We start from the raw sequence: 24772 nt of genomic DNA on the forward strand, positions 1-24772 counted from the left end.
TTCGATCGGATGCCTCCCGGAGCCGACGCATGGATTTTCGCCCCGACGCCCTCGCCGCCATCGGCAATACGCCGTTAATCCGGCTGCGCCGCGCCTCCGAGGAAACCGGTTGCGAAATTTTCGGCAAGGCGGAGTTCTTCAATCCCGGTCAATCGGTCAAGGACCGGGCCGCGCTGTACATCGTCAAGGATGCCATCGCCCGCGGCGCCCTGAAGCCGGGCGGCGTGATCGTGGAAGGCACCGCCGGCAACACCGGCATCGGGCTCGCCATGGTCGCCAACGCGATGGGCTTCCGTACCGTGATCGTCATCCCCGAAACCCAGAGCCAGGAGAAGAAAGACGCGCTCCGGCTCTATGGTGCCCAACTGATCGAAGTGCCGGCGGTGCCGTATCGCGATCCTAACAACTACGTGAAGATTTCGGGCCGCATCGCCGACGAGCTTGCCAGGAGCGAACCGGCGGGCGCGATCTGGGCCAACCAATTCGACAACATTGCCAACCGGCAAGCCCACATCGAGACCACCGGCCCCGAAATCTGGACGCAGACCAAAGGCCTCGTCGACGGGTTCGTGGCGGCGGTCGGCACCGGCGGCACGCTGGCGGGCGTCGGCATCGCCTTGAAGGAGAAGAGCCCGGCGATCCGCATCGCGGCGGCCGACCCGCTCGGCGCCGCGGTCTATTCGTGGGTCAAGACCGGCGAACTCAAGGCGCACGGCTCGTCGATCACCGAAGGCATCGGCCAGAACCGCGTCACCGCCAATCTCGACGGCGCCCCAATCGACGACGCCTATGAAATCCCCGACGAGGAAATGCTGCCGATCGTGTTCGACCTCATGGAGCACGAAGGCCTGTGCGTCGGCGGCTCGACCGGCATCAATGTCGCAGGCGCGATCCGCATGGCGAAAGAAATGGGACCCGGCCATACCATCGTAACGGTTCTCTGCGATTACGGAACGCGCTATCAATCCAAGCTGTTCAATCCGGAGTTTCTCCGCTCCAAGAACCTGCCGACGCCGCCCTGGCTCACCGGGCCCCGGCCAACCATCAGGGTCCCATTCGAAAAATGAACCCGCTCGTAACGCCCCTCTGGCTCGCCGAACGTCGTGCCGATCCTCTCGTGAAGGTGCTCGACTGCTCCTGGTACATGGCCGCGCAAAAGCGCAATCCCTCCGCGGAATTCGCCGCCGGGCACATTCCGGGAGCGCAGTTCTTCGACATCGACGCGCAGTCGGATTCCTCCAGCCCCTACCCGCACATGCTGCCGCCGCCGGATAAGTTCGAAACCGCGATGGCGGCGTTCGGCATCGGCAACGACACCACGGTGATGGTCTACGACACCGCGCCGATGTTCTCGGCCCCACGGGTGTGGTGGATGTTCCGCGCCTTCGGCCATGACAAAGTGGTGATCCTCGACGGCGGCCTGAAGGCCTGGACGGCGGTGGACTATCCACTCACCACCCACGCCACGCCGCAGCAGCCGGCCACGACCTTCACCGCCCGGCCGAACCCGGCGCTGGTGCGCTCGTTCGACGACATGATGCGAATCGCCCGCGACGGCTCGGCCCAGATCCTCGACGCCCGCGGCGAACCGCGCTTCTTCGCCCGCGAGCCGGAACCGCGGCCGGGCCTGCGCGGCGGCCACATTCCGGGCGCCAAGAACGTCCACTACGCCACCCTGATCGCCGCCGACGGGACCCTGAAGCCGGCGGGCGAGCTGAAGCGCCTGTTCGAATCGAAGGGGGTCGATCTTGCGGCCCCGATCGTCACCAGCTGCGGCTCGGGTGTAACCGCCGCCATCGTGATGCTGGCGCTCGTCGTCGCAGGAGCGCAGGATGTCGCGCTGTACGACGGCTCCTGGTCCGAATGGGGCGCCCGGCCCGACGCGCCGGTCGAAACGGAATAAGCGCCATGGCGAAATCGAAACGCTTCCTGCCGATGACAGTGACCTTCCTGGAAATGAAGGCCAAGCCGGCCGTGATCCCGCCGCCGCATCCCTCCACCAAGATCGCGATCCTCAGGGCGGAAAAGCCGCCGGTGCATTTCTATCGCTATCTCTACAACACGATCGGCGAACCCTATTACTGGGTCGACCGCCGCCGGATGGACGATTCCTCGCTCAAGGAGCTGATCCAGAGCCCGACGCAGGAGCTTTACGTCCTCTACGTCGACGGCAATCCCGCCGGCATGGCCGAACTCGATTTCCACGAGGCCCACATCGGGCTGCTTGCCTACTTCGGGTTGATGCCGGAGTTCATCGGACGGCACCTGGGATACTATTTCCTGTACCACACGGTGCAGAACGCCTGGACCCGGCCGATCTCGACGCTTCTGGTTAACACCTGCACCCTGGACCATCCTCGGGCGCTGCCGCTCTACCAGCGGATGGGTTTTGTCCCATATTCCCGCGAGGACCGTAGCGTCGAGTTGCTTTAACGGCAAATTTACCGCAACACTGGCCCCCAAAAGACGACGGTGCCCGGCCGAAGAGCCCTGGAGCGCGCCGCGTCGCATTGAGGGGTTCCGATGAACACGACTGAAACCGCCGCGCCGGTGCAACCACAGAAGCTCTGGCACGGTCATCCGCATTTGTTGAAATTGCTGTTCTCCACCGAGATGTGGGAGCGGTTCGGTTATTACGGCATGCGGGCGGTGCTGGTCCTCTATCTGGTCCAGCATTTCGTGTTCTCGGATCAGGTCGCCAACGGCCTCTACGGCGCCTTCGCCTCCCTCGTCTATCTCACCCCGCTGATCGGCGGCTTCATCGCCGACCAGTTCATCGGTCCCAAGCGGGCGGTGAAGACCGGCGCCATCCTGATGTCGGTCGGCTACATGATGCTCGCCTTCACCGGCGGCGACGCGGCCAAGCCGTTCGTCACCATCGAGAACCAGCGCTACGAAGTGACGATCAAGGGCCGCGGCGAAGAGGCCGTGCAGTACCTCGTCGACAAAGGCGCCGAGTACAAGATCGTCGGCAATTCGGACAAGTCGATCTCCATCGTCGGCGCCAAGGGCGACGTTCCTGCCAAGATCGCCGACGGCCATTACAAGTTCGACGGCGAGCGCAATTCGCTCAACGTGATCCTGCTGTTCGTCTCGCTGGCGCTGGTCATCGTCGGCAACGGCTATTTCAAGCCGAACATCACCAACATCCTCGGCACCCTCTACGACCGCACCGACCGAAAACGCGATGCCGCCTACACGATCTTCTATATGGGCATCAATCTCGGCTCGATCATCTCGCAGTTCTTCGTGCCGCTGTTCGCCATCTGGTTCGGCTATCGCTGGGGCTTCGTCCTCGCCGGTATCGGCATGTGCTTTGCCTGGGCGCGCTTCCAGTTCGCCGGGCCGCAACTCGAGCCCTACGGCAATCCGCCGGCGAACGCCAAGAACATCAACTTCCTGTTCTACGTCGGTACCCTGTGCGCCGTGCCCGTGGTCTGGTTCCTGCTCAACAACACCATGACCACCGCCGCCGTCGCCCACCAGGTCGCCGCGACCGGCGTCGTCGGCTTCCTGATGAGCCAGCCGATCCTCGGGCAGGTCATGTTCGTCGCCTTCTTCGCCGCCATCATCGGCCTGCCGGTGTGGGCCTTCTTCACCCTCAAGCCGGAAGAACGCGACCGCATGATCGTCGCCTGCGTCCTGACCTGCTTCTCGGTGGTGTTCTTCACCCTGTTCGAACAGGCCGGTTCGTCGCTGACGCTCTACGCCGACCGCAACACCGACCTCGTGATCCTGTCGCCCTTCCGCGTGTTCGACCACGACATGAACCTGTTCGGCGTCGTCATTCCGGCCGTCTGGGGCTATGTCATGCCGGCCGGACAGGTGCAGATCTTCAATCCGCTGTTCATCGTCGCCTTCGCGCCGCTGTTCACGCTGACCTGGAACTGGCTCAACAAGCGCAACGCCGAGCCCAACGTGCCGGTCAAATTCGCCATCGGCCTGATCCTGGTCGGCCTCGGCTTCCTGGCGCTGGTGTTCGGCTCCAAGTTCCACGGCGCCGACTTCAGAGTGCCGCTGTTCTGGCTGGTGTTCGCCTATTACCTGCACTCGATGGGCGAGCTCTGCCTGTCGCCGGTCGGCCTTTCCGCCGTGTCGAAACTGTCGATCCCGAAGCTGGTCGGCATGATGTTCGGCGTCTGGCTGATGGCCTCGGCCGTGGCGCAGTACGTCGGCGGCATCGTCGCCCAGTTCGCCTCGACCGAAACAGTCGGCGGCAAGGTCCTCAACCCCGAGGTCTCGCTGCACACCTACATGGGCGTGTTCCAGACCATCGGCATCGCCGGCATCATTGCCGGTGTGGTCGCCATCCTGCTTTCGCCGGTCCTCAAGCGGGGAATGCACGGGATTAAGTGACCTTGCACCGGGTCAAAATCAGGGTTACGGCTGCCGTTTGAAGCTTTTCAGGCGGCAGCCGTGAATTCCAGATCGAAGAAACCCGAGACCATTGCCGTGGGCGCCGGACGGATGAGCGCCGAGCATTTCGGCACCGTCAACACGCCCGTCTACCGCACCTCGACCATCCTGCATCCCACCCTCGCCTCGCTGCGGAACGAAGAGGCGGCGCGCTATCAGTATGGCTGCCTCGGCACGCCGACGACCGAGAGTTTCGAAAACGCCGTTGCGGAAATCGAGGGGGCCGCTCGTACCGTCAGCGTTCCCACCGGGCTCAACGCCATCACGACCGCCATTCTGACGGTTGTTGCCGCCGGCGATCACATCCTGATGGTCGACAGCGTCTATGGCCCCACCCGCCGCTTCTGCAACGGCGCGTTGAAGCGCATGGGCGTCGAGACCACCTATTACGACCCTCTGATCGGCGCCGGCATCGAAGCGCTGTTCAAGCCCAACACCAAGCTGGTGTTCTGCGAAAGCCCCGGCTCGCTGACCTTCGAGGTGCAGGACATTCCGGCCATCGCCGAGGTGGCACACAAGCACGGCGCCGCGGTCCTGATGGACAACACCTGGGCGACTCCGGTCTATTTCAACGCCCTGAAGCACGGCGTCGATCTGTCGATCCAGGCAGCGACCAAGTACATCGGCGGCCATTCCGATGTGATGCTGGGCACCGTCAGCGCCAACGAAACCTACGCCAAGCGGCTCGAGACGTTCGTCCACGACATGGGCCTCTATGCCAGCGGCGACGACTGCTTTCTGGCGCTGCGCGGCCTTCGCACTCTGCCCGTTCGCCTCGCCCGTCATTGGGGTAACGGCCTGAAGCTGGCGCGCTGGCTGATGGAACGGCCGGAAGTCTCGCGCATCCTGCATCCGGCCATCGAGACCGATCCCGGCAACAAGATCTGGCGGCGCGATTTCACCGGCGCCTGCGGCCTGTTCGGCGTCGTGCTGAAGCCGATCAGCGAAGCCAAGCTTACGGCCTTCATGAACGGGCTGAAGCATTTCGGCATGGGCTATTCCTGGGGCGGGTTCGAAAGCCTGATCATCCCGGCGAATTACGTGCGCACGGTGAAGACGTTCCAAGCCGAAGGCCCGGTCCTTCGCATCCACGCCGGACTGGAAGACACCGGCGACCTGATTGCCGATCTCGAAGCCGGATTCGACCGTATGGAGGCCGCATGACCGACACGATCAGCCGCGAGAAATTCCTCAACGCCGTGAAATTCAATGCCGACGGACTGGTGCCCGCGATCGCGCAAAGCTGCTCCACCGGTGCGGTGCTGATGATGGCGTGGATGACCCGGCATACACTGGAGGAAACGCTGGCGACCGGCCACGTGACCTACTGGTCGCGCTCGCGCCAGAAGGTGTGGCGCAAAGGCGAAAGTTCGGGACACGTTCAGCGGCTGGTGGAAGCGTTTGTCGATTGCGACGGCGATACGATTTTGCTCCGGGTCGACCAGATGGGTCCCGCCTGCCACACCGGCGCGCCGACGTGTTTCTTCCGGAAGCTGGGGGAATAACGGAGCCGAGAGGTTTTTCTGTCCCCCCTCCGTCCCTGCTTCGCCGAGGCTACGCAGGGCCACCTCCCCCGCTGTTTCAACGCCGTGCGGCTCCGCCGATGGAGATCCGCGAGGGAGGAAAAGAATATGGACAAGGCGGCGTTCACCGCTTAATTATCGGCTCGTGCTGTGGCGCTGCGGGCTCCTTCGGGACCGATAATAATACGCTCCTCGGCGGCAGGTCGTCCGTCGTTTGCGGAGCTGTGCCATGAATCCTTCTTCCGAAAATCGCCGCGGTTACGACCGCTGGGCCGCCATCTATGACGGGTACGTCAATTCGACCGTCTTCACCGACGACATCTTCTTTCCGCCGGTCTGGGCGCATCTCAAGGGTCGCAAAGTCCTCGAACTCGGTTGCGGCACGGGCCGGCATACGGTGCGCCTCGCGCGCGCCGGCAATGCGGTAACCGGCCTCGATCTCTCACCGGGAATGCTGGCAGAGGCGCGCAAGAAGCTCGCGGACTTTTCCAACGTCACCCTGATCGAAGGTGACCTACTGTCCACGCCGCTCGAAGGCTTCGATGCCGTGGTGACGGCGCTGGTGCTCGAACACATCGCCGACCTCGACGCGTTCTTTCTTGCCGCCGGCCGCGCCTTGAAGGACGACGGAGCGATGTTCCTGTCGGAAATCCATCCGGACCGCATTGCGGGCGGCACCCAGGCCAACTTCGTCGATGCGCAAACCGGAGAGACGGTCCGCCTGAGAAGTTTTGCGCATCCGGAAGCGGACATCGTGGCGGCCGCAACACGCGCCGGCCTGCGGCTCACGGCACAGCAGGACGTCATCGGCGACGAACGCCTGCCCCGCCACAATCCCGATTGGGCGCGTCACGTCGGAAAGAAGATGATCCGGATATGGGTGTTCGAGAAATGAGGGAATAATCGGCGCAGAAGTTCTGCACGACCGCCCAATCGCATCAACCGTCATGGCCGGCCTCCGAGCCGGCCATCCATGCCGAAACCGGCACAATGAGTGAGATATCGAGCACCGCCTGGATGGCCGGGTCGAACGCCCGGCCATGCCGAGGGGGGTAAATGCGGCACTCCTTGCGGAGATTAGTGCGAGGCTCACCGGCATCACCACGCGCGTGACTACACCTGGATTCCCTTCCCCTTCGCGCTATGCGCTTCGGCCGGGAACGCCACTAAGATGTAGTTTTGAGCAACTTCGGTCCTATCCGAAATACTTCGCCAGATACTCGTTGAGGAATTTGTCCTTGGGATCGAGTTTCTTGCGCAGGGCGATGAAGTCGCCGAATTTCGGATAGAGCGCTTCGGCCTCGCCGCGCGTCATGGTGTGGAACTGGCCCCAATGCGGCCGGCCGCCGTAGCTTTTCAGAATGGCTTCGCAGGTGGCGAACAACGGACCGGCATGAACCTTGGCGTACTGGTGCACCGCGATGGTGGCACTGTTGCGGCCGTAGAACGGACTGAGCCAGACGTCGTCGCCCTTCACGGTACGGAACGCAAGCGGAAAGCTGGTGGACAACTTCTTCTTGCGGATGGCCTCGACGATTTCCTGTACCGCTTCGACACCCTTTTCGTAAGGCAGCGCGTATTCCATGCCGTTGAACTTGACGGTGCGCGGCGTCGGAAACACTTCGTGGCTCCAGCGGACCTTCTGCTTGCGCCGCATCAGCGCCGCGAACAGCCGATGCGCCGGGCGAACCAACTGGGGCATCATCCGCACCAGTTCGGCGCCGCCGGCAAACGCATATTCCTGCGGCCGCCGGATTTCGCCGCGATTGTAGAGCGTGCGCGCGCTGTGACGGGTCGGAGCATGCGCCTCGGTCTCGTTGAGCGACTTGCACACCACCACGTCGCTGTGCGGGAACCAGTAGAATTCGAAGTGCCGGTTGGCTTCGACCAAGCCGTCGAGCTTGCGCAGGATTTCCTTGGCCGGGCTCTGGAAGTAGCGCCGCTGCAGCTTGTAGATCGGCCGCACCGCCATATCGATTTCGGTCATCACGCCGAACAACCCGAGCGCCAGCCGCCCCGCGGCGTAGATCTCGGCATTTTCCTCGGGCGAGCAATGCAACACCTCGCCGGAGGCCAGCAGCAGACGGAAGCTGGCGACGGCGCCGGAAAAGCTGGTGTGCCTGAGACCGGTGCCGTGCGTACCGGTGGCGACCGCACCACCGAGCGTCTGGCGATCGGTGTCGCCCATGCTGTCGAGCGCGTAGCCGAGGGGGTGAAGCAGCGAACCAAGGCCCCACAGAGGCTGCGCGCCTCCGATCGAGGCAACCTCGCGCTCGGGATCGAATCCCTTGAGGCCGGCGAAGGCCGCCAGATCGATCAGCGTGCCGTCGGTTTGGTTAAGCGGCGAAAACGAGTGACCGGCGCCGGGAAAGCGGACATGCCCTTCCGCCTTGCGGACGGCGGCGGCGAGATCGACGTCGTCCTGAGGCGTCACGACTTCGCGCGGGCGGAAGCTGACGCTCCCCGACCAGTTGGTCCACCTGCCACCGACGATTTTCATGACACCCGTTTAATCAGGATCGGCGCGGCTTTTAGCCTGTCGGCGCGCCACGTCAACGGGCGGAAGCGGGTCGCGACAACATGGTGTTGCATAACTGGGATGCGAAAGACCGAGGGGAACACTCCTCCGCAAGCGATTCTCAGTGAAATCCGCCAGCAAACCGCGAAAATTTCGCCTAACCAAAGCGGAGCGCGCAGCCGCCGCACACTGTGACAGTTTCTCTTGGGGCCGGCTTGCCAAGACGCCGTGCTGCCCGGCTTCGCCGAACCGGCTACGCGGTTTTCGCACGCTGCGCGCGAAGACTGGTGACCCCGGCGTGACTCGAACACGCAACCTGCGGCTTAGAAGGCAGCTGCTCTATCCAGTTGAGCTACGGGGCCGAAACATTTCCGGAGCGCGGCCGGAAATAGCGTGAAGCGGTTTTCCGACAAGCCGCGCGACCATCAATGACTCAATGCGACCAGGGAACCTTCCTATCATAACGGAAGTTGTCGGCGTAGGCCTTGGGTCTGGGTGTCGGCCGCAGCGGTTCGAACAGATCGTAGGGGATATTGTGCTTAACGGCGTAAGCCGTCGCCTCTTCCCGCGTGTCGAACTCGAGCTGCACCTGGCTCAGCATGTCCGACGAGCTGGTCCAGCCCATCAAGGGATCGATGCGGCGGGGCGACGCCGGCTCGAATTCCAGCACCCACGCCTTGGTGCGAGCCTTGCCCGACTGCATAGCGTTCCGGGTCGGCTGATAAATCCGCGCGCGCACGAAAGCCTCCTGATCGATCCAAATCACGTTCCGCCATCTTACACGAAGATGGCTTGTCAGTACGAAGGCCTCGGGCTTGCCGAGCCGAAGCTCGCGGCAACCAGCCCGCCTTCGCCGAACTGGCTACGGCGCGGCAGCCTCCTCTCGCTTACGCGAGCGAAGGCTGGTCGGGGCGGTGCGATTCGAACGCACGACCCTCTGCTCCCAAAGCAGATGCGCTACCAGGCTGCGCTACGCCCCGCGACGGTCTCAACGCCGTACACGAAATCGAGGTCCCCGCGCAACCCTCGGGGCCGATTTAGGGGCCGTTGCCGAAAATCTTGGCGTGGACTTTTGCGCCCGCCTCGATGCCGAGCGCGCGGGCGCGGCCGCCGTTGATCTCAAGCACCGCCTGGACCGGCTCGCTCGACGGCACCGGCACTTCGGAATACGGCACGGCATTTTCCGCGATGGTCGAAATGGTGCCGTCTGCCTTGATGAAAAGCATATCGAGCGGCAGCACCGTGTTCTTCATCCAGAACGAGGCGTACTGCTCCTTGCGGAAGTCGAACAGCATGCCCTCGTCCTCGCCCATGGTCTTGCGGAACATCAGGCCGACGCGGCGGCTTTCGTCGGTATTGGCCAGATCGACGGTGAATTTCACCGGGCCTTTCGGCGTATCGACCTCGATCGGGATTTTCGGCAGACCGGTCTGCGGCTGCTCCGCCGGCGAGCACCCGGACAGGAAAACCAGGGCCGCCAAAGCCACCAGCAAACGACGCATGACACACCTTCCGCCCAAGAGGAGGCGGATTCCATACGCCAATTCCGCCGAATTCAGGAGTCCAGAACGGTAATTTCCGCCGCCAGTTCGCCCTTCGGTCCGTCGCCGGCGCGCACCCGCACCCGCTGACCCTGACGCAGTTCGCGGATGCCGCTCCGCCGCAAGGTTTCCATATGGACGAAGACGTCGGGCGTATCCGGTCCGCGGCTGACGAAGCCGTAACCCTTGCCGCGGTTGAACCACTTGACGGTGGCGTCGAACGCCGGCCCGCGCGGCTCGGCGGTGTAATGGGTGGCCCTTTGTGCCGAGGGCTCCGACGGCTGGGCCGTCGAGTTGTCGAGCGAGATCAGCCGGCGCGCCTGCAGACCCTTGGGGCCCTGAATGGCTTCGCACACCACCTTGGCCCCCTCATAGGCGGCCTTGAAACCGGATTGGCGCACGCAGGTTTGATGCAGAAGGATATCGCCCTGCGTTCCGCTCGAGGGCTTGATGAAACCGTAGCCTTTGGTGAGGTCGAACCATTTGATCTGTCCGGTGACCTCAAGAGTCGCATCTACCGCCGCTGCGGTCGCAATGTTCGTTTCCATCCCCGTCCCCGAACTTATGGTCCCATGCCTTGCACGTTAAAATAAGGTTAACATAGCTCCCCAGGGGAGTGAAGCCAAACTGTCGCATAGTCATCATCAAACTTCAATCTGAGATTGCATCTCAGCGACCAAAAATCACGAAGGGATTCCATGGACATAGCCGGTTCCATCGCAATCAAGGCACCGCCGGAGAGCGTTTGGGCGGCCCTGAACGACCCCGTCGTCCTGGCCCAGTGCGTCTCGGGATGCGACAGTTTTGAGCAAACTGCTCCTCACAATTATGCCGCAATTGCGACGGTGAAAATCGGCCTCGTACGATCACGGATCACCGTCAACATTACATTCACGGAGAGACATCCTCCTCATCACGCCATTCTTGCGATCCGTGCGAAAGGCGCCGTTGGATCGGCAGACACACATGTGTCACTGCACCTCGATGCGAACGTCGGCGGGACCACTCTCAATTACAACGCACAAGCGAACCTCGAAGGACAACTCAGGCGCTTTGCCAAACACTGGGGCCGCGACGCGGCGCAGGAATTGGTCGAGGAATTCTTCTGCCGCTTCGCTGCCGCCGTTCCTCCGGAACCCATTGCGCCGCAGACCGCGCCGGCCTTCGCGCCCATAAAATCACCGGCAGTCACAACGCCAACCGTTCATCGCGAGACCCCGATGCGCAAAAAAGCGCTGTGGATCGGGATCGGAGCGGCGGCGGGAGCGGCCGTAACCACCATGGCCGCTCTCCTGCTGACACGCCGCGGACCGCGTTGAACGGTTCAGCTCTGATCGGCTGCTCGGTTCTTGGTGCGGACCGTACGCGGCTGGAGTTCGGCCGGCGTGAGAACGCCATCGTGGTTCTTGTCGATCCGGTCGAACAGCGCTTCGTCCTGCGCCGCGAATTCCTTGATGCCGAGCAAGCCGTCTTCGTCGGTGTCGAGCCGCCGGAACAGCCGCACATTGGCGGTGGCGTAGCGCTCCTCCTCGCCCTTCACGAACGCTTCGAGACCCATGGTCTGCGCGCCGCCGGCGCCTTGCGCGAAGCGCTTGGCAATGGCCGCATCGAGTTCCGCCCGCGTGACGCGGCCATCCATGTTGGTGTCGTTATCGCGGCAGAAGCCGGACACTCCGCGACCGTAGCCGCCCATCACCTGATCGCGCACCGAACACGAGACGAAACCGGCGCCGTCGCGGTCAAGCTGGACCAGGCGCACGCGCTGGGCGGCGCCATACTCGGCAAGAGAGAGTTTGCCGTCGCCATTCCAATCGAGGCGATGAAACATGGCTTCGTTCGACTTGCGATATTCGGCCGTGCGCTCGGCCATGAACTGCTCGAGCGACATGGTCGGACTGCGATGCGTCGCCGAAGCGAAGCGATAGCCGAGCACATTATTCATCTCGGCCCTGGTCACCCGGCCATCCTTGTTGCGATCGAAATCGCGAATCATCCGGACGGCACCGCGCTCGCTCGTCCGCTCCAGACCCTGCATCGGGCCGTCGTTGGCGGGTTTGTCGCCGGCAGCCCACATCCCCGTCGCCGCAACGCCAGCCATCAGCACCGTACCCATTACCAGTCTCGTGGTCCTGTTCATCGTGCCAACCCTCAATTCAAGTGCGCGACCAATATCGCGCATAGGTTGTCGCGGAACTTTTCCAGAACAAAAATCTTCCTTCGCAAACCCGGCGCCGATTTGCCTGTCGACAAACTTCGTCACAATTGCACCTTTGCGGCCGACAGGCGCCGCGCCGACAATGGGGCATGCTAGAATTGTCACCGATGAAACCCGACGAATCGAAGCCCCATATCCTGGTGGTCGAGGATGCGCGCGACATCCGCGAGCCCTTGGGCAGATACCTGCGCGAGAACGGCTACCGCGCCACCACAGCCCCCGACGCCGCCGCCGCGCGCAAAGTGATGAAAGCCTCCGGCATCGACTTGGTGGTCCTCGACATCATGATGCCGGGCGAAGACGGGCTGTCGCTCTGCCGCTCGATCCGCGAAACCTCGCAAACGCCGGTCATACTGCTGACGGCGCGCGGCGAAGAAGTCGACCGCATCATCGGCCTGGAAATGGGCGCCGACGACTACATGCCGAAGCCCTTCTCTCCGCGCGAACTCATCGCCCGTATCGCCGCGGTGCTGCGCCGGACCCAGGCCCTGCCCCCGCGCCAGAAGCCGCCCACCGCCGCCATGATCAAATTCGGCGATTGGACGCTGGACACCGGCCAGCGCGAACTGATCGGCCCGGATGGCGTCGCCCTGCCGTTGTCGAGCGGCGAATTCCGTCTGCTCACGGCGCTGATCGAACGGCCCAAGATCGCCCTGTCGCGCAACCAGCTTCTCGACCTCACCAAAGGCCGCGACGCCGACCTGTTCGACCGCTCGATCGACAACCATGTCAGCCGCCTGCGCAAGAAGATCGAGCCGGATCCCAAGAACCCGCGCTACATCAAAACGGTGTGGGGCGGCGGTTATATCTTCGCCGTGGATCCGGTAACCGAATGATCCCGCGTTTCCGCTTTTGGCCGCGGACTCTGGGCGCGCAGCTTATCGTGGTCATCTCGCTGGCCATCTTCCTCAGCAACGGCGCCGTCGCCTTGTGGTTCGAGCTCGGAGCCGAACGCCTGAACGAAGCCGATCTGGTCCAGCGCATGCTTGAACGCACCAGGGACCTTTCGAGCCTGATGACCTCCATTCCACCCAAGGCGCGAATGGCGGCCGCGACCGCAATGGAAGGGCGGTTCTGGCGTTACCGGGTGCAGCCGACGGCGCATGACCGTGCGCCGATGACGTCCCGAGAAGCCAAGCTTGCCGCCCGCCTTGAAACCCTTTTGCCGCCTCGCCATGCGCAAGGGCCGGTCGAAGTCCACATTCACTATGGCAAGCCTCCGGGCGTGGAGTTGCCGCCCGATATGCAGCGGCCCGATACGATGTCGCTCATCATGACCGTGCCGATCGTTCGCGGCAGCGAATTGGTTGCCACCTATATTCGTCCTCCTGGTCCGCCATGGCCGACGGAAATGATCCTGGCGGCACTGCTATCGGTGCTGATTACCTCCGTAGCCGGCGCCTATATCGCCCGTAACATGGCACGTCCCCTGACAAAATTGGCGGAGGCGGCAGCGGCGACGGCGCGTGGCGAGCCAGCGCCACGGGTGCCTGAAGTCGGACCCGATGACGTGCGCCGGGCGGCGGAGGCGTTCAACACGATGACCGATCAGGTGACGCGAACCCTGGAAAGCCAGCGCCACCTCCTCTCGGCCGTCGGGCACGACCTGCGCACGCCCATCACCGCCATGCGGATCAACATCGAGTTCGTCTCCGATCCCGAATTACAGGAACGGTTACAGAAGAACCTCGAAGAACTGCAGGTGCTGACCGAAGCGGTGCTGTCGGCGGCCCGCGGTACCGGCGGCGAGCCGTCGCGCCAAATCGACCTTTCGGCGCTGGTCGAGAGCATCTGCGCCGATCTCGACGATCTGGGCGAGCCGGTGGACTGGGCCGGGCACGCGGCAGCGCCACTGTCCTGCCGCGCCGGCGAAGTACGCCGGGCGATCCGCAATCTGGTCGAGAACGCGGTGGCCTACGGCGGCAAAGCGGAAGTCTCGCTCCACGACGTGCCGGGAGGATACGAAGTCCGGGTCGAGGATCGCGGCCCCGGCATTCCACCCGAAGAGCGTCAGCGGGTGTTCGAACCCTTCGTGCGATTGGAAATCTCGCGCAATCTGGAAACCGGCGGCACCGGTCTCGGGCTCACGCTAGTGAAGGCGATTGCCGAAGGCCACGGCGGCCGCATCATGCTGGAAGATCGCGACGAAGGTCACGGTTTGCGCGCCCGGCTGTTCCTGCCGCGACCGCCAGCGAACGCCCATTCGTGATGGCGCTACGGCCGGCAGGTATCGCGAAAAGCCCTGTTCTACAGTCTATTTCAAAGCGACGTTCCTACGCCACATGAACAGTTTCACGACAAACAATCGAGATACCAAACATCTCATGGCGTTGCACGGCGATCTTCTCTATGAACTTGAAGTCGGATTTGGTTCCGGCCTCGTTACCCCGGAATTCTCCAGCCGATGAGCGATCTGCCCTACACCACCGATCTGTTGCGGCTCGCCGCCGAAGCGCATGGGGCCGGAAGGCTCGAACCGCCATGCCTCAGCCATACCGAAGCCAATCCCGTTTGCGGCGACCGGACCACGGTCGACCTGCATATTTCCAGCGATAACATCGAGGCCATGGCGCACGAGACCATGGCCTGTGTGCTGACCCAGGCCTCCGCTTCGATCCTGGGACAGTCCCTTGCCGGGCATTCGCTGGCCGACCTGAAGGCCTTGCGTGAGGCGGTTGCTGCCATGCTGGAGGGCGGCCCTGCCCCGGACGGAGGCTTCTCGGCCTATCGCCACCTTGCCGACGTCGCCCGTCATCCGGCGCGGCATCGCTGCGTGCTGCTGCCGATCGATGCGGCGATCAAAGCGGCGCAAGGCTGACGCCCAGGGATTTTCCTGAAGCGCTCTATCCGCGCCCGAACCAGCAGGCCAACGGCCCAAGGTCGAGAGTATCGCCGCGGACCGTCGCCTCGCCGCAGCCGAGGTCGAGCGGCTGCACAGCGCCGAGCGGATCGAGGTCGAACGAAGCCGGCTGGCGGCTGAGATTGAAAACGCAGATCAGCCTCTCCTCGCCCAGCTTGCGGACGAACGCGAGCACCGGCAACGGCGCCGGGACGAACTTCATCTCGCCCGTGACGAGGGACGGTTCGGCCTTGCGGGCGGCCAGGAATCTGCGGGCGTAGGCCAGCGTCGAGTGCGGGTCGTTCTCCTGCTCGGAAACCGCCAGCGCCTTATGGGCCGGGCCCACAGGCAGCCAGGGCGTACCGGAGGAGAACCCGTAATGGACCGCGGAGGCGTCCCACGGCATCGGCGTGCGGCATCCGTCACGGCCCTTGGCGACCGGGTAATAGAGGTCGCCGACTGGATCGCGAAGCTGGTCGCGGCGGAGGTCGACGTCGGTCAGACCCAGTTCCTCGCCTTGGTAGAGGCAGACGGTGCCCTTGATGGCGAACAGCAGCGCCAGCATCAGCTTGGCCAGCGCCGGATCGCCCTCCGGCTTGCCGCCGAAGCGGCTGACGGTGCGCGAGATATCGTGATTGCAGAAGGCGACCACCGGCCAGTGCCGCGGATGGCCGCTGAGAAGCGCGTAGTTGCCGGTGATGAAGCCGGGGCTGAGCAGCTTCTGACGCAGCATGAAGAAGGTGTAGCCGCCGTGCAGGCCCTCGTCCGGCGCGGCATAGGCCCCGGCGCGCTCGTATCCTTCGGAGAACTCGCCGAAGACGAAACGGTCCCCGTGTGCTTCCACGCGGCGGCGGATCTGCTCCAGCACCAGGACGTTCTCGGGCAGATTGCAGTCGAACAGATGCTCCTGGAGATTGTCGGCATCCGCCCAGGTGGTGTCGGTCCGCATCTGCTGCGGTACCGGCGGATTATCCCGCAACAGCGTGTCGTGGAGATAGGCGTTGGCGACGTCCAGCCGGTAGCCGTCGACGCCGCGATTGAGCCAGAAATCGAGCACCTTCAGCCCGGCCTCGCGCGCCTTCGGATGCTGCCAGTTCAGCTTGGGCTGCTGGCGGAGGAATTTGTGGTGGAAATGCTGGCGCCGGGCCGGGTGATAGGACCATGCCGGGCCGCCGAACGCCGACAGCCAGTTGTTCGGGGCGGTGCCGTCTTCCTTGGGATCGGCCCAGACGTACCAGTCCGATTTCTCGCCCCGCTGCATCGAATCCCGGAACCAGGGATGCTCGTCGGACGTGTGGCAGAGGACTTCGTCGAGCAGCACCTTGAGACCGCGCGCGTGGGCCTCGGCCACCAGCCGGTCGAAATCGGCCAAGGTGCCGTAATCGGGGTGGACGTCTTCGTAGTCCGAGACGTCGTAGCCCCAATCGCGGTTCGGCGACGGGTGGATCGGCGACAGCCAGATGGCGTCGACGCCGAGCGCCTTGATGTAATCGAGCTTCGCCGTCAGGCCGGCGAAATCGCCCTGCCCGTCGCCGTTGCCGTCCGCAAAGCTGCGGACATAGACCTGATAGACAACGGCGCCCTGCCACCAGGGTGCGGTCACCATCAGAGATCGCAGGCCGTGGGCACGATCTTGGTCACCAGGCCGTATTCGACCGCCTGCTCCGCGCCCATCCAGAAATTGCGCTCGGTGTCGGCGACAACGCGTTCGATGGTCTGGCCGGTTTCGCGGGCAATGATCCGGTTGAGACGCTCGCGCATCTTCAGGATCTCTTCGGCTTCGATCGAAATGTCCGACGCTTGGCCGCGCACGCCGCCGAGCGGCTGGTGCAGCAGGAAGCGGGTATTCGGCAGGCAGAAGCGGCTATCCTTGTTGGCGCCGAGGAAGATGTGCGCGCCGGCCGAGGCGACCCAGCCGGTGCCGATCACCTTCACCCGCGGGCCGACATAACGCAGCATGTCGTGCATGGTGTCGCCGGCTTCGACATGGCCGCCGGGCGAGTTGATGATGACCTTGATGTCGTCGTTGTTTTCGGCGGCCAGGGCCAGAAGCTGGGCGGACACCCGCTCGGCCATCTTCATATCGACTTCGCCGAAGATGAGGACCGTGCGCGACTTGAACAGCGCCTTTTGAACCGGAGCGGACTGCGGCTCGGGCAGTTCAACCTTGGTCTTCTCGTCTTCTTCTTCGTCGAGGCGGTACATGTGTGCTCCTATGGGGCGGACCCCCAATCCATACAGCCCCGCCAGCATGCCGTCCAGACGCTTAACAGCGGGTTTCGGGCTTTTGCGTCAAGGGCTTGGGCGGGCGACACCGCCGGGAAGCATCGCCCGCGCCGGATTCAGTGTCCCGCCGGGACCGTGCAGGTCGGCGACAGCCATTTGGCGTCCATGAACATCTCATGGGTCATGGTCTGGCCTTCCCTGGTCATCGTCATGGTCTGGTGGCCCTTGTAGTGCTCGGGCGAGTCGAAGGTCACCTCGGTATGGCCTTTGCCGTTCATTTCGCCGGTGCAGACGACGTCGGCGCTGAACGTGTTGCCTTTCACGCTCATGTTGGCGGCCTTGCAGGGGCTGTCCGGACGGGTGAGCTGCGGCTTGTCGTTTTTGACCTGATCTTCGGTCATGCAGTATTTGGTGGTCATGCCGCCGCCCGGGTTCATCTGAACGCCGTGCGCCTTCATGCGCGCCTGAACCTCCGGCGGCATTTTCGACATGTCGGGCATCTTCACCATGGCATTGTCCATACCGCCCATCTTGGTGGTGACCTGCCAAGTCCCGACCTTGCCATGCCCTGCCATAGCTGCCGGAGCGAGAAGAACGGCGCAAGCGGCGCCGATAACCAACACACGCATCTGCAAACCTCCCAGTTGAATCGCTCAACGCTCGATTCTGTAGGTCCGCCACGAATGGGCCTCAAGCGAAATCGGGAATGCCGTGCCCGAGGGCGCCAGGATAGGCCGTCCGCGCGCGTCCTTCTGCGGCGGCGGCGGAGCCTTGGCGGCGACGAGCTTGCCGGTTTTGAGGTCCCGCAGCTTGGCGTCGTTGCCTGGCACCACGATGTTCACCGTCGCCGGAGCGTCGCGGAAGGATTCGACCGCCAGCGTGTTGTTGTCGTAGGCGAACAGCGACACCAGATCGGGCGCATCGATCCGCACCGGAAAATCGGCGAGCAGATAATGCTTGATCTGGCTGAGGGCGGCTTGCGGCATGGCATAGAGATCGGCCGCATTGTCGGGAACGTTCAGGAGGTAGATCGTTCCCTTCGAATAGCCGTTCATCAGCAGCAGCGGATTGCCTTTCGCGCCCGCCGTGCCGCGGATGATCGCCCAGGAGTCGTTTGTGTAGAACCGCACCTCGGGAAACAGGATCGGCGTTTTCGGCTGTCCCAGCGACTGGCCGTTGCCGGCGCCGAAGCCGTTGACGAACTCGCGGATGCCGATCACCCGGCCGGTGGTCTCCCATTCGGCGATGGTCTTGAAGCCCTTGTCCTGCATGGCGCGCAGGAAGCCCGAGGTGATGACGACATTGCCGCCGGACTTCAGCTGCGCATCGATCTTCTTGACGATGTCGGGATCGTATTTGGCTTCTTCGGTGAGAAGAACGAGCTTGGCGCCTTGCGGGAACGTCGGCGTCATCTCGATCGGAATGCCGATATTGCCGAGATAATGCTGCAGGAAATCCTCGCCGTCGGACTGATAGGGCTTGTAGCTCGGAATGCCGATCGGCGTGCCGAGATCGCCCAGCGCCTTGTCGACTTCCTCAAGCGAATAGCCGGCGACGCGGCCCCAACCGAAACTGTCGCCCTTGCCCGCCGGGGTGTAGCCCTTGGCCATGTCGGCCCAATTGAAACTGGTCGGCCGTTTCTCCCACGCACCGCGTGCGCCCGCAGCGACCGGATAACGCGGATCGACAAGGTCGTGCCAGTTGAACAGCGTGATCTCGCGCGCCTTGGCGAACATCGTGTCCCAAAGCTGCTCGGCATAGCGGTCGGCGTATTTGATGCTGTAGGTGTCGACCCAGCCGCCGCCGTTGCCGCCGTTATGGCCGGTGGGACGGATGTTATCGAAATAGCGGATGATGCCGTAGCTCTCGTACTGCTGCAGCAGTTGGTCGGTGACGAACGGATCGCGCGTCTCGGTGCCGGTATAGATGCCGTCGAACATCTGGGCTTCCTTGTCCAAGTCGTAGCCCAGGCCTTGGAAATGCGGATACCAGTTCGGATATTTGATGACCACCTTGACCGACGGGTTCGCCGCCTTGGCCGGACCGATCACGAGATCCTTGGCCACTTCGCGCATCTTGCCGAGCCGGTAGGCCGTCCAGCTTTTGTCGCCCTTAGCGGCGATATCGGCATCGGACTTGGCGGTGTAGAAGAAGAAATCGTCGAGGATCACTTCGTTGAAGTGCCGGGCCGCAAGCTCGGACGCTTTCTGGCATTCGGCGCGATCGGCGGAATCTTCATAATCGAAGGTGCCGAACTGGCCGTTCTTGCCGCCCGCCGCCAGCGTGACGCCGCCCGCCACGATGATGCCTTTAGCCTCGAATGCCTTCTTCACCGCCTCGGTTTCGGCGTCGGTCGCGAAGATGTGATTGCGATAAACCTCGACATACACTTTGTCGAACTTGAGCTGGCGCTGCATGCGGTCGTACTGGCGCGCGAATTCGGCCGGATCGGCGAGCTGCTTGGTGGTGCCCACGACGACGTAGATCGCAGTGCGGAAATTCTTGTATTTGCCGATATCGGCGCCCGCAGGCCCCAGAGCACCAAAAACCAATACGGCCAGTAACGCGCCAACGAACCTGCGCATATCGTTCTCCCTCAAGCGCCCGGCAAACCCGAGTCTCGAAAAAGATGGTAAGCGCTATCAAGCGCGCAGACGAGACTACCGCGACGATAGTCTTACTTTACGCTGAAGAGTTGTTGTTGCGGGCGCCCTCCCCGGCTCCGGCGAAGGCGCCCAGCGAGGTCAGCTTCCGGCGACGATCGCTTCCGCCAGTTCCTGGCGACCCGATACCGGTTTGGGATCGAGATTCCTGGCAATCGCGAGATCGGCCAAGGCGTCGAGGGCAAGAGTTCCCGTCGCAATCGCCTGTCCGAGTTCGCCCTTCCAGCCGGCATAGCGCTCCGCCTTCAACGCCGCGAGACGTTGCCCGGCGACGATCTTTTCCGCCGCCAGCAATGCCTCCGCCACCACGTCGATGGCGGCGACATGAGCGATGACCAGATCGTCAGGATCGACCGATTGCCGCCGGATCCGAGCATCGATGTTGAAGCCGCCCGACGGCAAGCCGCCCGCCTCCAGCAGAAGCACCATCGCTGGTGTCAGATCGAGCGCGTTGTGCGGGAACTGCGCCGTGTTCCAGTTTGTGCGCGGATCGCCGCGATTGACGTCAATCGAGCCGAGCACGTCCAGGATCTGCGCCGACGCGATCTCATGTTCGAAGTCGAGGCCCGCCAGCGTGGCGTTGTTGACTTCGACACTGACCTTGACGTCCTTGAGAAGGTCGTAGCGCTGCAAGAATGCGAACACAGTGGCGACATCGCGGCCGTATTGGGCCTTGAGCGGCTCGAACGGCTTGGGCTCGATCAGGATCGGACCTTTGAAGCCGATACGGTGCTTGTGCTCCACCACCATTGCCAGAAAGCGGCCGAGGCGATCCAGTTCGGCCTTCAGGTCCGTGTTGAGAAGCGTGTCGTAGCCTTCGCGATGACTGAGTACGGTATAGGCTTCGCCGCCGAGACGGTGCGTGGTCTCGAGCATGAACCGCACTTGCGCGGCCGCGTAGGCAAACACTTCGGGGTCGGGATTGGTCGCGGCCCCGGCCGCATAGCGCGGATGCTCGTACAGGTTCGCCCCGCCCCAAAGCAGCTTCACGCCAGAGGCCTGCATCTCCGCAGCAATGGTTTCCGCGATCCGCTCGAGATTTTCCCGGTGCTCGGCAAGGCTCGACGGCTCGGCAATGGCGTCGTGATCGAGGAAAGTGAAATACGGCACTCCGAGCCGGGCAAAAAAGCCGAATGCCGCGGCGCACCTCGCGTCCGCTTTTTCCTGCCCCGGACCGAGCCAGGGCCGCGGCAGCGTGCCGTCGCCGAACCATTCCTTGCCCGACCATGCCACCGACGGGCCGTAGGCTGCCGCGAGGCGCAACCAGGCTGCCATCGGCTTGCCGAGGACCGGGCGGTCCTTGTCGTATGCCTTGAATGCCAACGTGTTGGTGCTGTCCGGGCCTTCGAACCGGATCGCGTCTGTTTTTGTGAACGTCGTCATGGACGTTTTCCCTGTTTGGCCGGCGGCGGGCATGCGTTTGGAGAGCACGCGGACTCGACGTCCGCGCGGCGGGACATGCCTGATACCGTCCAGTTTAGTCGTGCCCCTCCCGTGAGCACGGCACCGCCCCCGGACTCAGCCGGGTTGGCGTGATAACGCTACCATAGCACAACCATGCAGGGTTGGTAGCGTTATCATTGGTGCAATTAAGAGTGATTATCAGGTTTAGCGGCAAAGCTCCGCCGTGCGGCCGAGCACTGCACCGCTTCGAACGTCAGCGGGTTCATCCCGTTGAGGCCCCCGCTAATCGATGATTGCATCACCCTTCGACAATGCTCGGGCGACGCCATCTTTCATCTGCTGCAATTGTTCGGGCGGGTGTCCTTGCCACTTGATGACTTCGGCAATGACGCGAAGCGGTTCACGGGAGCGATACGATAACGTCGGATTTCCCGGAAACTTCTTGTCCGTCAGGTTCGGGTCGTCCTCGATTGGCCCAGTCGGCTCCACAACATAAATTCGTTCTTGGCCATTGCCGGCGGCGAGTTCGGCGCCCCAGATCGCGGCATCCAGCGTACCTGCGAAATAAACCCAGGATAGCGGCTTCGCCTCGGTAAAGTTGGACTTATAGCCGACGACAATCAGGTCTCCGGGTTTCAGATCGGCCCGCGTGCCGTGAAAGAACGATCGCGTAAACATGCTGGCGACTCTGACATCGGCTCTCGCCTCCTTTCATGTGAAATCGAAGAGTATCGTCGAGCAGAACGGCCACGCGGTGCCCGTTTGACAGGCTGCGTTGTCCGATCACCTGCCGGCGCTTACCGCCGGTCGATCATTTTCTTCAGTTCTTCCGCCTGCTCGGCTTGCGGCGGAACCTCCAATTCCTTGCGCAGGGCATCCGAGATCAACGAACGATCATACGGCTCTTGCGTCCATGGCCCGCTGGCTTTGGGATCAAGGAACTGGGGCGTGACGTATTGCGTGCCGAACACCTGCTTCTGACCGATTTTCATGAGATAGCGGTCGAGCGTTGCTGCGGCGATCCAAACCCCATCCTTGTTGCCTTTGTTCACTGCAACTGTCGCCAAGATATGAGCAAGAAGATAGTCGTTTGCACTGTCGCCGTGCTGGAACACGAATGCGGCTTCAAGGTAATCATCGCCCGAATGCAGCGCTCCTTGGGACAGAAGCGTAGCCGTACGTGCCCGCCGCACTTTGTCCGCAGCGGCGACGGCCTCCCAATTGACCTTGTCAGCCTGACGCTCGGATTGATCGGCGTCGAAAATCGCTTTCATCTCGGGATTGGACGGTACGGCAACCGACGCTGCTGAGGCAGGAACCGTAAGTGTCCAGGCTGCAAAAACCAGCAAAAGAACAATCGCACTGCGCATCGCATGCCCCTCGCCATCACAACAACGCGGTGACTATACCCTTCGGCGCGGACGGGAGGGAACGTGCTTCGCAGCATGTCCGTGTTTCGCAGCATGTGGCCCTCGCGACGGTCCCGACGGAACCAGTTGCTGCTTGCCTGGCCCGATCAGATCGGCGCGGCCCATGGCGCGCAGAGCATCGCGCAGCAGCGGCCAGTTTTCGGGATCGTGATAGCGCAGGAACGCCTTGTGCAAGCGGCGCTGCTTGAGGCCCTTCACGGCATCGACCTTTTCCGACGCGCCGCGGCGCACGGGGCGCAGCGGATTGAAGCCAGTGTGATACATCGCGGTCGACAGTGCCATTGGCGCCGCAAGGTAAGTCTGCACCTGATCGGGGCGGAAGTTGTTCTTCTTCAGCCACAGCGCCAGATTCAGCATGTCCTCGTCGGTGGTACCGGGATGGGCGGCGATGAAATACGGGATCAGGAAATAGTTTTTTCCCGCCGCCTTCGCCGCCGCATCGAACATCTCCTTGAAGCGCTCGTAGGCACCGATGCCGGGCTTCATCATCTTCGACAACGGACCGGGCTCGGTGTGCTCGGGCGCGATCTTGAGATAGCCGCCGACGTGATGGGTGACGAGTTCCTTGATGTATTCCGGACTTCTCACCGCGAGATCGTAGCGCACGCCTGAGGCCACCATCACCTTCTTGATGCCGGGGATCGCCCTCGCCTTGCGGTACAGCACGATCAGTGCGTCGTGGCTGGTGTTGAGGTTCTTGCAGACATCGGGGAAGACGCAAGACGGACGGCGGCACAGCGCTTCGGTCTCGCGGTCCTTGCACGCCATGCGGTACATGTTGGCGGTCGGGCCCCCGATGTCGGAAATGACGCCGGTAAAGCCTTCGGTCTTGTCGCGCACTTTCTCGATTTCGCGCAGCACCGAGCCTTCCGAGCGCGACTGGATGATGCGGCCCTCGTGCTCGGTGATCGAACAGAAGGAACAGCCGCCGAAACAGCCGCGCATGATGGTGACCGAGTTGCGGATCATCTCCCAGGCGGGAATGCGGGCCCCCTGATACGCGGGATGGGGGCTGCGCGCATAAGGCAGCTCATATACGTAATCCATTTCTTCCGATGTCAGAGGAATGGGCGGCGGTGTCAACCAGACATCGCGGTTGCCGTGGCGCTGGACCAAGGGATGCGCATTGCCGGGATTGGCTTCCTTGTGCAGCACGCGCGAAGTCCGCGCGTAGGCTTCCGGATCGGCCGACACCTGCTCGTAGGATGGCAGGCGGACGACGACCTTGTCGCCGGGTATGCGGCCTTCGTCGGAGCTATCCAGATCGTCGGCGTGGGCTTCGGTCCAACCTTCGGGAAACTTCGAGCGCGGGAAGGCGACGCCGCGCACATCGGAGAAATCCTGATCGAAGCCATTGGCGGCGACGCGATGGGCCATTTCCACCAATGCCCGCTCGGCATTGCCGTACAAAAGCAGCTCGGCTTTGGAATCGAGCAGGATCGAGCGGCGCACTTTGTCGGACCAGTAATCGTAATGGGCGATGCGCCGGAGCGACGCCTCGATGCCGCCGATTACCACCGGCACGCCGGCGAACGCTTCCTGACACCGCTGCGCATAGACGATCACCGCACGATCGGGACGTTTGCCGCCCTCGCCGTTCGGCGTGTAGGCATCGTCGTGGCGCAAGCGCCGGTCCGACGTGTAGCGGTTGACCATCGAATCCATGTTCCCGGCGGTGACGCCGAAGAACAGTCTCGGCCGCCCCAGCGCGCGGAACGGTTCCGCCGAATGCCAATCGGGCTGCGAAATGATGCCGACGCGGAACCCCTGCGCCTCGAGCAACCGCCCGATGATCGCCATACCAAAACTCGGATGATCGATGTAAGCGTCGCCGGTGACGACGATCACATCGCACGCGTCCCAGCCGAGTGCCTCCATTTCCGCCCGCGACATCGGCAGAAACGGCGCCGGTTTCTCTTCCCGGAATTTCCCGTAAGACGAAAGGGGCTTTGGCGTGTGCTCCATCCGGCTTTGATGGCCCATTCGCGGCGGAATGG

Annotated in this window: 24 protein-coding genes and 2 tRNA genes; 11 read left to right on the forward strand and 15 right to left on the reverse strand. The window is 63.1% G+C overall.

Annotation, left to right across the window (positions count from 1 at the left end; translation table 11 throughout):
- Window positions 1–29 precede the first annotated feature (29 nt).
- From FHS84_RS17850 to FHS84_RS17880, 7 genes are all read left to right on the forward strand, one after another.
- A complete protein-coding gene (locus FHS84_RS17850; protein ID WP_166936888.1) occupies window positions 30–1067 on the forward strand; it encodes a cysteine synthase A in 1038 nt (345 codons plus the stop codon).
- Complete coding sequence (sseA, locus tag FHS84_RS17855) at window positions 1064–1903, forward strand: 3-mercaptopyruvate sulfurtransferase (protein ID WP_166936889.1); 840 nt, start codon at window positions 1064–1066, stop codon at window positions 1901–1903. Before FHS84_RS17850 ends, sseA begins: the two co-directional genes overlap by 4 nt.
- 5 nt (window positions 1904–1908) lie before the next feature.
- On the forward strand, window positions 1909–2433 hold the full coding sequence (locus FHS84_RS17860; protein ID WP_166936890.1) for a GNAT family N-acetyltransferase: 525 nt from the start codon (window positions 1909–1911) through the stop codon (window positions 2431–2433).
- Window positions 2434–2523: 90 nt separating this feature from the next.
- Window positions 2524–4356 (forward strand): peptide MFS transporter, encoded by a 1833-nt coding sequence (locus FHS84_RS17865; RefSeq protein WP_166936891.1) that lies wholly within the window; start codon window positions 2524–2526, stop codon window positions 4354–4356.
- 60 nt (window positions 4357–4416) lie between these two features.
- On the forward strand, window positions 4417–5580 hold the full coding sequence (gene metC / locus FHS84_RS17870; RefSeq protein WP_208393946.1) for a cystathionine beta-lyase: 1164 nt from the start codon (window positions 4417–4419) through the stop codon (window positions 5578–5580).
- Complete coding sequence (hisI, locus tag FHS84_RS17875) at window positions 5577–5921, forward strand: phosphoribosyl-AMP cyclohydrolase (protein ID WP_166936892.1); 345 nt, start codon at window positions 5577–5579, stop codon at window positions 5919–5921. Before metC ends, hisI begins: the two co-directional genes overlap by 4 nt.
- Window positions 5922–6168: 247 nt before the next feature.
- Window positions 6169–6834 (forward strand): class I SAM-dependent methyltransferase, encoded by a 666-nt coding sequence (locus tag FHS84_RS17880; RefSeq protein ID WP_166936893.1) that lies wholly within the window; start codon window positions 6169–6171, stop codon window positions 6832–6834.
- Window positions 6835–7134: 300 nt separating this feature from the next.
- Here the strand turns inward: FHS84_RS17880 and FHS84_RS17885 are convergent, their stop codons facing one another.
- From FHS84_RS17885 to FHS84_RS21955, 6 genes are all read right to left on the reverse strand, one after another.
- Window positions 7135–8439: a D-arabinono-1,4-lactone oxidase gene (locus FHS84_RS17885; protein WP_166936894.1), complete on the reverse strand. Its 1305-nt coding sequence runs from the start codon at window positions 8437–8439 to the stop codon at window positions 7135–7137.
- Between the two features lie 303 nt (window positions 8440–8742).
- Window positions 8743–8819, reverse strand: a tRNA-Arg gene (locus tag FHS84_RS17890).
- 71 nt (window positions 8820–8890) lie between these two features.
- Window positions 8891–9196, reverse strand: a complete 306-nt coding sequence (locus tag FHS84_RS17895) for an NADH dehydrogenase ubiquinone Fe-S protein 4 (protein WP_166936895.1) — start codon at window positions 9194–9196, stop codon at window positions 8891–8893.
- A 164-nt stretch (window positions 9197–9360) separates the two neighbouring features.
- A tRNA-Pro gene (locus FHS84_RS17900) sits at window positions 9361–9437 on the reverse strand.
- Between the two features lie 57 nt (window positions 9438–9494).
- Window positions 9495–9959 carry a DUF192 domain-containing protein gene (locus FHS84_RS17905; RefSeq protein ID WP_166936896.1) on the reverse strand — a complete coding sequence of 155 codons (465 nt, stop codon included), beginning with the start codon at window positions 9957–9959 and terminating at the stop codon, window positions 9495–9497.
- A 53-nt stretch (window positions 9960–10012) separates the two neighbouring features.
- On the reverse strand, window positions 10013–10546 hold the full coding sequence (locus FHS84_RS21955) for a cold-shock protein (protein ID WP_166936897.1): 534 nt from the start codon (window positions 10544–10546) through the stop codon (window positions 10013–10015).
- A gap of 150 nt (window positions 10547–10696) precedes the next feature.
- Between FHS84_RS21955 and FHS84_RS17915 the strand changes: the two genes are divergently transcribed.
- Complete coding sequence (locus FHS84_RS17915) at window positions 10697–11317, forward strand: SRPBCC family protein (protein ID WP_166936898.1); 621 nt, start codon at window positions 10697–10699, stop codon at window positions 11315–11317.
- Window positions 11318–11322: 5 nt separating this feature from the next.
- Here FHS84_RS17915 and FHS84_RS17920 read toward each other — a convergent pair whose 3' ends face one another.
- Window positions 11323–12135, reverse strand: coding sequence for an EF-hand domain-containing protein (locus FHS84_RS17920; protein WP_166936899.1), 813 nt, complete (start codon window positions 12133–12135; stop codon window positions 11323–11325).
- A 185-nt stretch (window positions 12136–12320) separates the two neighbouring features.
- Between FHS84_RS17920 and FHS84_RS17925 the strand changes: the two genes are divergently transcribed.
- From FHS84_RS17925 to FHS84_RS17935, 3 genes are all read left to right on the forward strand, one after another.
- Window positions 12321–13049, forward strand: a complete 729-nt coding sequence (locus tag FHS84_RS17925) for a response regulator (RefSeq protein ID WP_166936900.1) — start codon at window positions 12321–12323, stop codon at window positions 13047–13049.
- On the forward strand, window positions 13046–14422 hold the full coding sequence (locus FHS84_RS17930) for an ATP-binding protein (protein WP_166936901.1): 1377 nt from the start codon (window positions 13046–13048) through the stop codon (window positions 14420–14422). Before FHS84_RS17925 ends, FHS84_RS17930 begins: the two co-directional genes overlap by 4 nt.
- Window positions 14423–14617: 195 nt before the next feature.
- On the forward strand, window positions 14618–15031 hold the full coding sequence (locus FHS84_RS17935; RefSeq protein WP_166936902.1) for an iron-sulfur cluster assembly scaffold protein: 414 nt from the start codon (window positions 14618–14620) through the stop codon (window positions 15029–15031).
- A gap of 25 nt (window positions 15032–15056) precedes the next feature.
- On the opposite strand, the gene FHS84_RS17940 is transcribed toward FHS84_RS17935, so the two are convergent.
- The 8 genes from FHS84_RS17940 to FHS84_RS17975 form a co-directional block, all read right to left on the reverse strand.
- Window positions 15057–16658: an alpha-amylase family glycosyl hydrolase gene (locus FHS84_RS17940; RefSeq protein ID WP_166936903.1), complete on the reverse strand. Its 1602-nt coding sequence runs from the start codon at window positions 16656–16658 to the stop codon at window positions 15057–15059.
- Window positions 16658–17257: an ATP-dependent Clp protease proteolytic subunit gene (locus tag FHS84_RS17945; protein WP_166936904.1), complete on the reverse strand. Its 600-nt coding sequence runs from the start codon at window positions 17255–17257 to the stop codon at window positions 16658–16660. Before FHS84_RS17945 ends, FHS84_RS17940 begins: the two co-directional genes overlap by 1 nt.
- A 137-nt stretch (window positions 17258–17394) precedes the next feature.
- The gene (locus FHS84_RS17950; RefSeq protein ID WP_166936905.1) at window positions 17395–17907 is read right to left on the reverse strand and encodes a DUF3617 domain-containing protein; all 513 of its coding nucleotides are present in this window, start codon (window positions 17905–17907) and stop codon (window positions 17395–17397) included.
- A gap of 24 nt (window positions 17908–17931) precedes the next feature.
- Entirely contained in the window at window positions 17932–19863 is a 1932-nt protein-coding gene (locus FHS84_RS17955) for a hypothetical protein (RefSeq protein WP_166936906.1), read from the reverse strand.
- A gap of 159 nt (window positions 19864–20022) precedes the next feature.
- A complete protein-coding gene (locus FHS84_RS17960) occupies window positions 20023–21324 on the reverse strand; it encodes a xylose isomerase (protein WP_166936907.1) in 1302 nt (433 codons plus the stop codon).
- Window positions 21325–21627: 303 nt separating this feature from the next.
- On the reverse strand, window positions 21628–22023 hold the full coding sequence (gene arr, locus FHS84_RS17965; protein WP_166936908.1) for an NAD(+)--rifampin ADP-ribosyltransferase: 396 nt from the start codon (window positions 22021–22023) through the stop codon (window positions 21628–21630).
- Between the two features lie 119 nt (window positions 22024–22142).
- Complete coding sequence (locus FHS84_RS17970) at window positions 22143–22715, reverse strand: hypothetical protein (RefSeq protein WP_208393947.1); 573 nt, start codon at window positions 22713–22715, stop codon at window positions 22143–22145.
- Window positions 22716–22748: 33 nt separating this feature from the next.
- Entirely contained in the window at window positions 22749–24740 is a 1992-nt protein-coding gene (locus tag FHS84_RS17975; RefSeq protein WP_166936909.1) for a YgiQ family radical SAM protein, read from the reverse strand.
- Window positions 24741–24772 lie beyond the last annotated feature (32 nt).

Source organism: Rhizomicrobium electricum (assembly GCF_011762045.1).
Lineage (GTDB): Bacteria > Pseudomonadota > Alphaproteobacteria > Micropepsales > Micropepsaceae > Rhizomicrobium > Rhizomicrobium electricum.